14 protein-coding genes and 2 pseudogenes are annotated in these 13072 nt (G+C 62.6%); all 16 read right to left on the reverse strand.

The features are described from left to right. Positions 1-15: 15 nt before the first annotated feature. Positions 16-1440, reverse strand: a complete 1425-nt coding sequence (terL, locus tag E0504_RS01390) for a phage terminase large subunit (RefSeq protein ID WP_131621177.1) — start codon at positions 1438-1440, stop codon at positions 16-18. Next, positions 1437-1916 carry a DUF5681 domain-containing protein gene (locus E0504_RS01395; protein WP_131621179.1) on the reverse strand — a complete coding sequence of 160 codons (480 nt, stop codon included), beginning with the start codon at positions 1914-1916 and terminating at the stop codon, positions 1437-1439. The genes terL and E0504_RS01395 overlap by 4 nt, the downstream gene beginning before the upstream one ends. Beyond that, positions 1909-3303 carry a site-specific DNA-methyltransferase gene (locus tag E0504_RS01400; protein WP_131621181.1) on the reverse strand — a complete coding sequence of 465 codons (1395 nt, stop codon included), beginning with the start codon at positions 3301-3303 and terminating at the stop codon, positions 1909-1911. The genes E0504_RS01395 and E0504_RS01400 overlap by 8 nt, the downstream gene beginning before the upstream one ends. A 729-nt stretch (positions 3304-4032) precedes the next feature. Continuing rightward, positions 4033-4800, reverse strand: coding sequence for a hypothetical protein (locus E0504_RS51140; RefSeq protein ID WP_207912124.1), 768 nt, complete (start codon positions 4798-4800; stop codon positions 4033-4035). Between the two features lie 144 nt (positions 4801-4944). Further along, a pseudogene (locus tag E0504_RS53980) lies at positions 4945-5097 on the reverse strand (hypothetical protein); the annotation flags it as partial. 202 nt (positions 5098-5299) lie between these two features. Next, positions 5300-5716: pseudogene (locus tag E0504_RS53985) on the reverse strand (recombinase family protein); the annotation flags it as partial. Next, positions 5709-6131 (reverse strand): DUF2924 domain-containing protein, encoded by a 423-nt coding sequence (locus E0504_RS01410; RefSeq protein ID WP_165938370.1) that lies wholly within the window; start codon positions 6129-6131, stop codon positions 5709-5711. The pseudogene E0504_RS53985 and the gene E0504_RS01410, both read right to left, overlap by 8 nt. Further along, entirely contained in the window at positions 6128-6466 is a 339-nt protein-coding gene (locus E0504_RS01415; RefSeq protein ID WP_131621185.1) for a DUF3489 domain-containing protein, read from the reverse strand. Before E0504_RS01415 ends, E0504_RS01410 begins: the two co-directional genes overlap by 4 nt. Positions 6467-6711: 245 nt before the next feature. Then, positions 6712-6987 (reverse strand): hypothetical protein, encoded by a 276-nt coding sequence (locus tag E0504_RS01420; RefSeq protein ID WP_131621187.1) that lies wholly within the window; start codon positions 6985-6987, stop codon positions 6712-6714. Between the two features lie 8 nt (positions 6988-6995). Next, entirely contained in the window at positions 6996-7142 is a 147-nt protein-coding gene (gene ccoS / locus E0504_RS53990; protein WP_131621189.1) for a cbb3-type cytochrome oxidase assembly protein CcoS, read from the reverse strand. Then, positions 7142-9262, reverse strand: a complete 2121-nt coding sequence (locus tag E0504_RS01430) for a heavy metal translocating P-type ATPase (RefSeq protein WP_131621191.1) — start codon at positions 9260-9262, stop codon at positions 7142-7144. The genes ccoS and E0504_RS01430 overlap by 1 nt, the downstream gene beginning before the upstream one ends. Beyond that, on the reverse strand, positions 9259-9705 hold the full coding sequence (locus tag E0504_RS01435) for a FixH family protein (RefSeq protein WP_131621193.1): 447 nt from the start codon (positions 9703-9705) through the stop codon (positions 9259-9261). Before E0504_RS01435 ends, E0504_RS01430 begins: the two co-directional genes overlap by 4 nt. Continuing rightward, the gene (ccoG, locus tag E0504_RS01440) at positions 9702-11258 is read right to left on the reverse strand and encodes a cytochrome c oxidase accessory protein CcoG (protein WP_131621195.1); all 1557 of its coding nucleotides are present in this window, start codon (positions 11256-11258) and stop codon (positions 9702-9704) included. The genes E0504_RS01435 and ccoG overlap by 4 nt, the downstream gene beginning before the upstream one ends. Continuing rightward, positions 11245-12156: a cytochrome-c oxidase, cbb3-type subunit III gene (ccoP, locus tag E0504_RS01445; protein ID WP_131621197.1), complete on the reverse strand. Its 912-nt coding sequence runs from the start codon at positions 12154-12156 to the stop codon at positions 11245-11247. The genes ccoG and ccoP overlap by 14 nt, the downstream gene beginning before the upstream one ends. Further along, positions 12146-12319 (reverse strand): cbb3-type cytochrome c oxidase subunit 3, encoded by a 174-nt coding sequence (locus E0504_RS01450; protein ID WP_131621199.1) that lies wholly within the window; start codon positions 12317-12319, stop codon positions 12146-12148. Before E0504_RS01450 ends, ccoP begins: the two co-directional genes overlap by 11 nt. Beyond that, positions 12316-13065, reverse strand: a complete 750-nt coding sequence (gene ccoO / locus E0504_RS01455; RefSeq protein ID WP_131621201.1) for a cytochrome-c oxidase, cbb3-type subunit II — start codon at positions 13063-13065, stop codon at positions 12316-12318. The genes E0504_RS01450 and ccoO overlap by 4 nt, the downstream gene beginning before the upstream one ends. Positions 13066-13072 lie beyond the last annotated feature (7 nt).

Consider the following 13072-nt stretch of genomic DNA (forward strand, 5'->3'; position numbering starts at 1 on the left):
GCGTGTTCGTAATACCTAAACCCGATACGACCCGATAAACAGCTGCCCGGTGTGCTTCGCGGCCATGTGGTCGAGCATCTGCGACATCGAGTCGACCTGATCATTATGCTTGCCGCCGGGAAACTGGCGCACTTCCTCCTCGAAATCGGCCAACCAGGCGCCCTCGCGCGGAAGGAAGACCAGCCCTGCCTCGATCTTGGCGGACTGCAACCGCATGCGGGTCTCCTTGTCGCCGGCGGGTAAGTAGGCGACCACGGGGTACCCCTGCGCCTCGGCTTGCAGATCCTGGATCAAGCCCATTCCCGACACCTTGTCCTCGATCAGGAGGACGTCAGGGTGAAGAACGTCGGCAAAGCCGATCACGCGGCGCTTCAAGGTTGGGTAATCGACGCGGTCACGCCACGCGTACTCGAGATAATAGCGCCCCTCGACCACCCGCCAGACGGTCATCGCCGAGTAGCTGCTGTGCTCCGAGGTCTTCGAGGCTGTGTCGAGGCTCATGACCAGCTGCCCGCCCGCCGGCAGCACGTCGTAGCGCTTGAACCAGCCCATTTTGATCACGTCGCCGTCAGCAGGCGTTGGCGACTGCTGATATTGCGCCGAGAAGATTGCCGAGCCCAAATCGCGCCTGATCTGGTCGAGCACCTGCAGCGGCTCGCGTTCGGGGTCCATCGGCTCGCCGGCTCGCCTAAAATAGCGATCGCGGTCGCGGCCGAGCTGGACCCACTCGTCGTGTTCGGCGATCGCCGCCAGGTTGAGGTGCATCCAGCCCCCGGCTCGAATTAAATGGCCGGACAAGTCGTCCTCGTGAAGGCGCTGCTGAACGTTGATGATCACCCCGCGCTTCTTGTCGTCCAGGCGTGAGAACAAGGTGGTTCGGGTCCACTCGATCATGCTGTTGCGCCGGACATCGGAGTAGGCGTCGTCAGCTTTGAGCGGATCGTCGACGATAAGAATGTCGCCGCCACGACCCGTCAGAGTGCCGCCCGTCGAGGTCGCCAACCTGAAGCCTCCACGTTTGGTCTGGAAGTCGTGCTCGGCCGTCCGCCGAGGGTTGAGGCGGGTGGAGGGATACAGCCTCTTGTACCAGTCCGATTGCATGACCGAGCGGGTCTGCCGCCCGAGCATGTTGGCAAGCTCTTGGCTGTAGCTCGCGACAACGATCCGCAACGTCGGATCGCGCCCAAGCAAGAACGCGGGAAGCGCGACCGAGACCATCGTCGATTTCAGCGAACGCGGCGGCAAGTTGATGATCACACGGTCAACCTGGCGCTCGATGGCGGACACCTGAAGGTGGTACGCCATCGCCCGGATGTACCAGCCGGGCGTGAAATCCCTGCCGGGGTTGAGGTGGTGGAAAACCTTCTCGCAAAATGCGACCAGGTCGTTGCGTAAGAACGCGTCGAGTTCGCGTTGAGGATCGACCAGCATTGCAGTCATGAGCTTTCCTCCTGCTGGTCCGCCTTAAAGTCGGGGTCGGGGGCATTAGCCTTGGCAGCCTGATTCCTACGATCGATTGCATTGGCCATGATCTGCGGATCCTCGCCCATCAGGCTGCCCGTGCTGGAAACCAGACCCTCTTCCGCGTCGTGCTCACGGGCGTACTCGAGCAGTCGGTCGAGCGAGCGTGAATCGCCCCTGAGCGCCTTTTCGCGAAGCTTGAGCAGCGCTGCCTTGCGGGTCGTCACCTTGCGCTTCTTGCTGGGGTCGTTGAGCGGCACCGGCATGTTTAGGATTTCGCGAATATCGTTCTTGAGCGAGCGGGTGCCCTTTAGCGGGCCGCGCTTGTTGCGGACCTCGCCAGGCTTGATCTGCCCGTGCTTGGGGGGACGGCAGTAGCCGACCTCATAGCCGTGCTTAGCGTCGTCGGGCGGGGCCGCGCGCTCGCCGTTGGCATCCTGGTCGCGGTCAGCCACGGTGCGCCTCCTGACGCTCGAGGTCATCGCCAAGCCGGTCACGGCCTACCTCAGCGAACGATTGACCGGTGGCAGCGAGCCGCGCTGTGCCGCCGGTGAGGTCCTGCCAGCGGTTCACAGAGACATCGACAAAGCCGGGATCGATCTCGGCGAGGCGCGCACGGCGCCCCGTCTTCTCGGCTGCGATGATCGCCGTGCCCGAGCCGCCGAATGGATCGAGGATAATGTCGCCGCGATCGCTGACGTCGAGGATCAAGTCGGCGATCAGCGCGACCGGCTTAACCGTGGCGTGCATCGTCAGCGCCTTCCCGCGCCCTTTTGTCATGCTGTTCATACCCGGGTACTGCAGCACGTTGGAACGATGGCGGCCGTGAACCCCGAGCTGCACGTTGTTTACGTGCGGCGCACTGCCGTGCTTGAACGCGACAATTAGCTCATGCTGGGAGCGCCAGAGCGACCCCATCCCGGCGTTGTCCTTGACCCACACGAGCACGTTCTTGAGCTCGAGGCCAGTTGTACGGCCCGCGTCCAGCATCTCGGCGGCATGGCGCCAGTCGATAAACAAGAGCACCATCGCTCCGTCGACCAGATGACCCATGCAGGCGGTGATCGACCGGCGCAAAAAGCCGACGTACTGGTAGTAGGTCATCTCCCCAGTGGCCATGGCGAAGTCCGAGTGACCCTTACGGCCGAGACCCGACGCGAAGCCCTCGATTTTGAGGTTGAATGGAACGTCCGACAGCATCAGCCGTGCGTGTTCGCCGCCGAGTAACTCGTCTATCAATGCCGGCTTGGTGGAATCGCCGCAGGCGAGCTGATGATCGTCCAGGACCCACAGATCGCCTTCGCGACTTATTGGAATATGCGGCGGGTCGGGCGGAGGGTCATCTTCAAGATCGTTGAGGTCGCCGGTGCGGATCACTCCGGTCATCGCGTCGAGTTCGGCGGTTACGAACCCGGCAACGGTAATGTCGAACTCGGGGCTGTCGGTTATGATGCCCTCGATTTCCTCGATCAGCAGCTTGGTGTCGAATGACGACAGGTCGCCAAGCTTATTGTCCGCGAGCGCGTACGCTTTGAGCTGGACCGCGGTAAGACCCTCCACAACGAGGACCGGCACCTCGACGTCGCCCTTGAGCTTGGCCGCGGCGTAGCGCCCATGGCCCGCTATGATGGTGTAATCGGGCCCGACGACTATCGGACTGATCGACCCGAACTGCTCCATCGAGCGCGCGATCTGCTTGATCTGCCGATCTGAATGCTTGCGCGCGTTCTTGCGGTTCGGCTTCAGCTCGTCGAGCTTGACCATTTCGTAGCGAAGCAATTCGGGCGACTTAATGGCGCCGCGGGCAGTTCCTGCCCTCAATTTTCCAGCACTGAGTCCCATCACGGGCTCCTCGACTTAGGAGCCTCGCTGCGTGCGCGGCCCCGGTTGCCGCCTCGCCGGAAGTGACGAGACGAGAAACGCAATCGGCAGACCATGCGCGAGCACCGGGCCCGTCACGTTCCGCCTATGTTTTCCTCGTCTTCTAGGTATCTCAGAGGGCGCACTAAGCGCCGAGGAACCAGCTGATCAGCGCGTGGCAGATCAACCGCGGACCAACTTAGTAACGCCCGCGCGCGGGTCAATACCCCATCAGCGACGACGCTCTAAGTCCTCTTCGCCAATGCGCACTATCCGCTGAGGCCGCTCTCGGGCGTTTAGCCTCCGGTCACGTTGGGCGCCGGCTTGCCTCCCCTCAGGCGGGCTAGAAATTCCCCTCCACGCACGATGGGAATACGTCTCACTAGCCGCAGTTTTACGAGGGTTTGGAGCCGTGCCAGATCAGATACCAGCCGAAACCGGGCGAAATTCCTTTCCAATTCCCTTTTGAAGGGGAAATCCACGCGAGACGAGTTCGCTCAAGACTGTTTCCTGCACCACACAGTCCTTAGTGATCCGCTAGGATCTGCAAGGCCGCGTAACTGGCGTCATGAGTGGCGCAGTTCCGCGGCCTTTCTGGTCTTCGGTTGGTACGGTTGTAGTCAGAGACTGGCTCGCGAACGGAAAATCCAGCCTCCTTTCGCCCACGGTCTCAGGCCGGAAAATTCTGACTGCAGTTGGATTTGGATTTGGTCAGGAGAGACCGAGTTCGCGGCGCTGGTCCGTCCAGGCGAGCGGCAGCGGCGTGCCCATCAGTCGCACTGCGGTAATCTGCTGGGGTTGCCTGCCTTCAACGATCGCCGTGACAACATCGGGAGCGAGGCAGGCGAGCGCGACCAACTTGCGAAGTCGGGTTCGGCATCGACCCTGTTCACGGGCGATCGTCGCAATGGACTTCTCGGGGTTGGCGAGCATGAGCGTCTTTGCCTGGTGAGCCTCAACAATGAGCGCGACTAGCTTGCTGTCACGACGTCTTGGCATCGGCGCAGCGACTTCGGGGCCGGGCACGATGAGCCTGAGCTGGTGGCCACGTCGAATCTGGACTGCTGGTATCGTGATTAGCAGCGTCTCAGGGGCTTCTGACACGGTCTTCAAACCGAGCCGTTCGGCGATGGCGAGGCCGTCCAGTTCGACCTGAACCTGATCCTCGCGTAGCCGGACCTGCTTGATGAACTGGTCCAACAACTCGGCTTTGGCGCTTGCATGACCGCTTCGCAGAGTCGCCGCGATGAGGTCGGATTCGCAGGTGGCTGCCTGAAACTGCTCCGCGCTCGGATCGGTAGAACCGGCGAGTTCGTAGATGAACTGACCCTCGGCCAGCTTGGCTGCAAGGTTGGAGCACACGAGCTCCTCGAGGTCATGCGCTGACACGCGCCAGGCGCGGGTGCCATCGAGCTGGTCTGGTCGGGTTATGTAGTAGCGATAGCGTCGGCGCGACTTGGTCGCGTGGCTCGGGGTCATCTCGCGTCCTTCGCCGTCGATGGTCTTTCCGACGAGCAGGCTTGGATGCTGGTGCTTCAGTCGGCGTGATGTGCCCGACGCGTTCGCGGCGAGCAGCGCCTGAACTTCGTCCCACAGGGGCTCTTCGACGATTGCCTCGTGTTCGCCGGGATATGCTTTGCCCTGGTGGACAATAAATCCGCGGTAGATGCGGTTCGAGAGCAGGTGGTAGAGGGTGCCGCGGCGATAAATGGAGCCGCCCTTGTGTGGTCCGCTGCTCCGCCGTTGGACCTTGGTCGCGTAACCCTCGCGGTTCAGCTCCCTCGATCAGGGCCGGCACCGACTGCAGTGCAAGATAGCGGCGCATGATATGCCGGACCTGCTCTGCTTCGCGCTCGTCGACGAGCAGCTTGCGATCCTTGACCCGATATCCAAGCGGGACTGGCCCGCCCATCGAGATACCCTTCTTCTTGGAGGCCGCGATCTTGTCGCGGATGCGTTCGCCAGTGACCTCACGCTCGAACTGGGCGAACGACAGCAGCATGTTAAGCGTGAGCCGACCCATGCTGGTGGTGGTGTTGAAACTCTGGGTGATGCTGACGAAGCTTGCTTCCGCCTTGTCGAGCACCTCGACGATCTTGGCAAAGTCGGTAAGGCTGCGGGTCAGCCGGTCGATCTTGTAGAGGAGGACGATGTCGACCTTGCCAGCTTCGACATCGGCGAGCAGCCGCTTAAGGCCGGGCCGCTGCAGATTGCCACCCGAGAAGCCGCCATCATCGTAGCGATCCTTCACCAGCACCCAGCCTTCGTGCCGCTGGCTGAGCGCATAGGCTGCGCAGGCCTCGTACTGGGCGTCGAGACTGTTGAATTCCTGCTCGAGACCGTCCTCGGTGGACTTGCGGGTGTATACCGCGCAGCGCAGCAGCTTCTCAGCCATTGCCGGTGAGCCCGAAGAAGCGCGGTCCCGACCAGTGGGCGCCGGTGACGTGACGGGCAATCTCACTGAGTGAGCGCCAAGTGCGGTCGGCGTAAGCAAACCCGTGCTCTAGCACCTCAACAGTCACGGTCCGCCCATTCCACTCCCGTACCAGCCGCGCGCCGGGCGTGAGACGGATCTGCCGGCGAGGTGGCGGCGGTTCCACACCCTGCGACGCGATGCGAGCAAGCTCTCTCGCCACGATGGCGGGCAGGGCTCCATGGCGACGCTCCTGCAGGCGCTGTGCAATGAGGCGGCGCAGCAGGCCTGGTGGAACCGAGGGAGGAACACAGCCCTCTATCCCGGTCCACTTCTCCTTCAGCTGTGCTGGCGAGAGCCGCGCTAGGGTAACCAGATCGTCGACAAGCTTGCTCACTGTGACACCGGCTCGACAATTGCGTAGCGGCTGACGGCGTCGACCGCGGTCCGCTCGATAGCGTGGCCCTTCTTTTTGAGGCCGGTCAGTGCTGCGCGGGCAGAGTGGGGAAGCCATCCGGTTGCAGCGACAAGCTCGTCAAGCGTAGCTCCATCGGGGCGCGCCAGCAGGGCGAGGACAGTGTCTGCCTTGTTCCTCTTCTTCTTTGCTCCGCCGCTCTCATGAGCTGCAGGCGGCACGTGCTCGACTGCGATGGCACCTAGTGCTTCGAAGGTTCCGTCCTTCGGCTGCCGCGCCATGCGGCGCTGACGCCTCGCGGTCGTTTTGTGGGTCATGGGTGGTTCTCCATCTCGGAGCAGCGCCTTCGCCGCCCCACCACCCAAGGCCCTGCCGGTCGCGCCAGTCAGGGCAGCGGCCGGTCCAGCAGGCCGCAATTCACAAGAACAGCAATGCTCTGTTGCCGTACGAAGTCGAGTTCATTCTGCCCGTCCGCTTTGCGCCCAAAAGACGTCATTCCAAACTTTGAAGATGGGCCTTAGAAGCTGACGCGCTTCGCTAAGGTAGTTTGTGTTCGCGCGGCTTATTCCACTCTCTTTTGATCGATCACCTCATTAGCCTGACCCGAGATTGCGTAGCTCCAGATAGCAACACTCGCGACCCATCCGAGGTTGAACAGTATCAGCGCCAAGATAACAGAGCCGCGCGAGGCGCGTGATCTGCTAGGCCCGGGCACCACGTCTCCACGGTCGCGGAACAACACTGCCACTGCTTGGGCGTGAAGAAGTAGCCAAATGCCGGCCGCTATAGAGACCACGGCCGACAGGGCGAGCAGCGCGGGGAAAAACCAGATCGGCATGACAACTCCTATTCCTCCTCGTCTTCGATCAGCACCCGTCTAGCGGCGCCATCGAGATCTTCGAACTGTTGGTGGCGCATCGCCCAGAAGAACGACGCAAGGCCGAGGGCACCTAGCCCGAGCGCGACCGGAACTAAGATAGCGAGGCTAGTCACTAGGCGGCTCGCGCGAGACGGAGTGAATTGCCCACTACGATCAGCGAACTCAACGACATCGCCAGCGCGGCAACAAGGGGTGTGACGAAACCGGCGACTGCTAGCGGCACCGCTAGAATGTTGTACCCCACCGCCAAAGTGAAATTCTGCCGCACTATGCGCATCGTCTTGCGGGCCGCGTTGACGGCTCGCGCAACGGGCAGGATGCTGTCACCCAGAAATACAGCGTCGGCAGCCTGGCGACTCACGTCGCTCGCGCTAGCCGGCGCTATCGAGACGTGCGCCGCAGCAAGAGCGGGGCCGTCGTTGAGGCCGTCGCCGACCATAAGAACCTTCTTACCTGATACCCTGAGTTCTTCGAGGCAGGCGAGCTTGCCCGCCGGACGCACTCCGGCGATGCAGGGTAAACTGAGTTTTCCAGCGACCTCGGCGACGGGTCCCGCCGCATCGCCTGATAGCACGCTCGCCGCGATATTCATGGTCGAAAGAATCTCGATCGTCGCCCGCGCATCCGGACGCACCGGATCGTTGAATGTAATCACATGGCGGGCTTTCCCGACGCGAAGCTCGCACGAAGATCGCTTGGCATGGTCATTCCGAGTCAGGGCAACGGCACCCAAGTCTCGCGCGACCCCCGTAATGCCTTCCCCGGATAGTTCCTTGATGTCCTCCAAGGGGGCAGCCATGATCTGCTCCGCGCGGAGCGCCGCGGCGAGTCCGCGGCTGAGCGGATGGCGACTGCTCTGTGCAAGCCCTAACGCGATAGCTTTTTCACGGGTGCTCAGAAAATCGAGAACCTCCGGGCGCGGTTCGCCGAGAGTGAGTGTCCCGGTCTTGTCGAACACCGCATAGTCGACCTCTGCCAGTCGCTCCAGAGCGCTGCCATCTTTTACCAGCACCCCCCCCTTCATCAAGGCGCCCGCGATGACAACGTGCGCCACCGGCACTGCGAGACCAAGCGCGCAGGGACAGGTGATGATCAGCACCGCCACGGCGATCAGCAACGCTTGGTGCAAGCCCGCGCCCGCCATCAGCCAGCCGATCAGGCTGAGAAGGGCCAAGGTGTGTACGGCGGGAGCATAGAGGCGCGAGGCCCGATCGGCGATCCGGACATATCGCGACCGGGGTTGACCGGCTTCCGCCATCAGCCGGGCAATCTCCGCAATAGCGGTGTCGTCAGCCGCTGCGGTGACCCGCGCGGTGAACGGCTGTCCGAGGTTCACCATCCCGGCATAGACTGTAGTGCCGGGAACGGCGGAGATCGGCACGCTTTCGCCGGTCAGCATCGAGGCATCGAGCAGTCCCTTGCCCGAGACCACTTCTCCATCGGCCGCCAGCGCTTCTCCCGCAGCAACCTGCATCAGCATTCCTGGTTCGATCCGCTCCGCTTGCACGCGCTTGCTTGAGCCATCGGTGCCGACAATCGTCGCTTCTCGCCCCATCCGAGCAAGCAGCGCCCCGATGCCAGCACGCGCTCGATCCCGCATCATGGCATCGAGGACGCGCCCGCTGAGGAGGAAGAAAAGGAGCATAACCGCGCCGTCGAAATAGGCATGCGGCCCTCCAGTCGCCGTCTCGAAGATACTGAGGCCCGTTGCGAGGAGTACGCCGATCGAGATCGGCACGTCCATGTTGGTGCGCCCCTTGCGCAGGACGGTCACGGCCGAGCGGAAAAATGGGCGTCCGGCATAGGCCACTACAGGGACCGCGACCAACGCAGACAACCAGTGGAACAGGTCACGGGTCGCTCCAATCGCGCCGGACCAGACGCTGACGGACAGGAGCATGACGTTCATCATGCCAAAGCCCGCAACGGCGAGCGCGGTCAGCAACAGTCGGGTCTCTGTATCGTCCTGTAGGGCAAGTTCGGAGACGCTCGGCTGGGCCTCAAAGCCCAGGTTGCCTAATTCGGCAAGGAGTTCGCCTTCTGACAGGGCCGGCTCATGGCGCACCAGCACGCGCCGAGTCGAGAAGTTGACCCGCGCGCGATCAATTCCCGCGACCGCGCCCAGACCGCGCTCGATCTTGCCGATGCACCCGGCGCAATGGATGCTCGGGACAGTGAACCGGCTTTCGGTCCATTCACGCTGATCGGGGGAAATGGGTTCGAAAGACGTCATGGCAGCGAAACCTCACGACGCCAGACCTGCTCGTGCGCGTGCCCGGAAAGCCGCAACGTCCATCGGCCAGTGGTTAGCGGCGCCTCACTGACGAATTGTCCCGCTCCGACCTTTCGAAACATCAGAGCGGTGTCCGGTAGCCGGCCGAGCGGATGTCGCGCCGTCGCGATGAGCACGTCCGGAGAGGCATCGTCTGCGAAGCTGACTTCCACGCGCCCGTCCGCCCGGTGGTTCACGCTGGGTTCCCAGCCGAGGGAGCGGGAGCGATCGGCGCGGGCGAGCCACTTGTTGAATTCCTGGCTTGCCACGTAGGAGTTGTCGACGACGACCCCGCCGAAGGTACCCACTGCGAGCGACGCCATCAGCACATTGACGGCGATGACCACGCCGAAGCCGGTGACGAGTATCGCAGCCATATGGCGTCCGGTGAATTCCCCCTTCATTCGGTCGCCCCGGGTGCCGCGAACTGCGCCTGCGCCTCGTCAGAAGCGCCTTCCTTGTCGAGGGACCGAAGCTGGAAGCCAAGCTCTTGCCCCGGCGTGTCCGGCGGCGCGATGACGTAGACACGGGCCGTGCGCGTGGCATCCGGTGCGAGTTGCAGCCGCATGGTCCGCGCCGCCGCGTTGCGAGACTCCTCGTCATTCCACATCATCGCGCCAGGCACCCCGTTCAGCGCGATCTCGACCGTCCGAGGACGGTTTTCCATATTGCGCAGCTTGAGCGTGAAAGCGTTGCGGATCGAGCCGTCGCTCATCAGCATGAAGGGCGGGTTGCGGTCGGCCGCTGCGGAGATGTCGAGATGGCTGCGCGCCCCCAAAGCGAACAGCATTACTAGACCAATGGCTGCCCAGCCGCCCAGGTAGACTAGTGTGCGCGGCCGGACGAGATTGCGCCATGGCAAACGTCGCTCTTCCCCCGCTGCCTCTCGTCGACTGTCTTCCAGCGTCACGTAATCGATCAGCCCGCGGGGGCGACCTACCTCCGCCATCACCCGGTCGCACGCATCAATGCACAACGCGCAGGTTATGCACCCGACCTGCGGGCCTTCGCGGATATCGATCCCCGTCGGACATACCGATACGCATTGCAGACAATCGACACAGTCCCCGAAGTGGGCGGGGTCGGCTTTCGCCTTTTTCACGCTGCCGCGTGGCTCGCCGCGCCAGTCCTTGTACGTGACAGTGAGCGAACGCTCGTCCATCATCGCCGCCTGGATGCGGGGCCAGGGACACATGTAGATGCAAAACTGCTCACGGAGGAAGCCACCGAGAACGAAGGTGGTGAACGTGAGGATCGCGACCGTAACGTAAGCGACCGAAGCGGCCTGACCGCTCCAGAAATCTCGCACGAGTGTCGGCGCGTCCGCGAAGTACATGATCCAAGCGCCGCCGGTCCAGAAGCTGATCACAAGGTAAATGGACCACTTCAGCGCGCGCTTGGCGATCTTCGCGGCCCCCCAGGGTGCCCGCGCGAGGCGCGTCTGCGCGTTGCGATCACCATCCACAAGCCGGTCGACATGCTGGAACAGGTCGGTCCAAACCGTCTGAGGGCAGGTATAGCCGCACCATGCGCGGCCGACAGCGCTCGTTACCAGGAACAGCCCCATGCCGGCCATGATCAGCAGACCGGCAACGAAATAGAATTCGTGCGGCCAGATCTCGATGCCGAACATATAGAACCGGCGATTGGCGATATCGACCAGCACCGCCTGATCGGGGGCGTATTGCCCCCGATCCCAGCGAATCCATGGCGTCGCATAATAGATACCGAGCGTGATTAGCAGGATCACGTACTTGAGATTGCGATAGAAGCCGTGGACCCGCTGCGGGAACACCGCGCGCCGCTTCTCGAACAACTTCTCCGGCAAGCCCTCGCGGGGAGGTTGGTGCGGCTCGTGGCGCAAGTTGCCCGTGTTAGGGTTTGCGACAGTCAGGCTGACCGGCTTGTCGGGCTTGGCGACTGCGCGTCTTGTGTCGGGCGCTTCAGGGCTGCTCATCGACCGTGATCGCCGGGTCCTTGGCGACCTCCACGAAATCCTCACCGCCGCCCAGCGAGTGTACGTAGGCCGCCAGCATCTTGATAGTCACCGGATCGAGGCGGTTACCCCAAGCGGGCATTACCCCCAATCTGGGATTGTGAATTTGGCTTACCACGCTGTCCTTGCTCTTGCCGAAGAGCCAGATCGCATCGGTGAGGTTCGGCGAGCCGAACTCCCGCATTCCCTCACCCCCAGGGCCATGACAGCTCGCGCAATTGTTCTCGTAGAGTGTCGCGCCCGCTGGGGTAGCCTTCCCCTTTCCTCTGAACGAGAGGACCTGGTCGGCAACTGTCGAGATCTCCGCAGGAGTCAGCAATTCGTCACGCCCGAACGCTGGCATCATGCTCGACCGGGTCTCGTCGATTCCGGGCTGCCGAATTCCATAGACAAGGGTGTATTCTATGGCCTTGAGATCTCCGCCCCAAAGCCACTCGTCGTCATTCAGATTGGGATAGCCATTGCCGCCGGCGGCGCCTGCGCCGTGGCACTGTACGCAGTTGACCCGGAACGCCGCGCGTCCACCGTCGATGGCGGCTCGCATAAGCTTGCTGTCTTCCGGCAAACGTTCGATGGGGATGCGCGACAAGGCGCTTAGTAGCGGCGCCCGCCGTTCGTCTTCCGCGTTTATCTCCTTCGCCAGTTGCCCGCGGCTCGACCATCCGAGCAGCCCTTCGGTTCCCGTGCGCAGCAGCGGCCAAGCAGGATACAGGACCACGTAAACAATGCCCCACACTATGGTGGCGTAGAGGCTCCACAGCCACCAGCGCGGCATGGGGGTGTCGAGTTCCTCGATCCCGTCCCATTCGTGACCAACGGTTTCCGTACCGGTTGGCTCGTCGATGCGCTTATTCGCCATCGTCGTCGTCCTTGAAGATTAGCTCGGCCGCCTCGCGGTTGTGCTGGCGCGCCGATGGACGAAAAGGCCACGCGATCAGGCCGGCGAAAAGGATGACCATGATGAGCAGGCCCCAGCTGTCCGCAAAATGCCTCAGGGCCTCGTATGTCGAATGGTCGCTCATCGTGGCCCCTCCTGAGCGAGCTCTTCCTGGGCTGCAGCGCTGTTCACATCAACAAGCGTGCCGAGAATCTGGAGATAGGCGACCAGCGCGTCCATTTCGGTCAAACGCTCCGGATCCCCGTCGAAATCGCGCGCCTGCGCTTTGGGGTAACGCACTTGCAAATCGGTTGCATCCGCATTGGGATCGGCTTGCACCTTGAGATCGGTTTCGGCCTGCTCGATGTCACGATCGGTATAGGGTACGCCGACACGCCGCAGCGCGGTGAGGCTGGCTCCTGTGTCGCGGGCGTCGAGGTCGGTGTTCTTGAGAAAGGCGTATGTCGGCATGACGCTTTCGGGAACCACCGATCGCGGGTCGATGAGGTGCTGCACGTGCCATTCGTCGGAATAGCGGCCGCCGACCCGGGCAAGGTCGGGCCCGGTCCGCTTAGATCCCCATTGAAACGGGTGATCGTACATGCTCTCGGCGGCCAGGCTGTAGTGACCATAGCGCTCGACCTCGTCGCGGAACGGGCGGATCATCTGGCTATGACAGGTATAGCAACCCTCGCGCACATATATGTCGCGCCCCGCTTGCTCGAGCGGGGTGTATGCGCGCATACCTTCGACCTTCTCGATCGTGTTGTCGATCCAGAACAAGGGAGCGATCTCCACGACACCGCCGATCACTACCGCGACAAACGCGCATGAGGCCAACAGGGTTATGTTGCGTTCGAGCTTCTTGTGACGCTGGGCGACGTTCAACATGACGGTC

This window comes from Parafrankia sp. BMG5.11 (genome assembly GCF_004337455.1).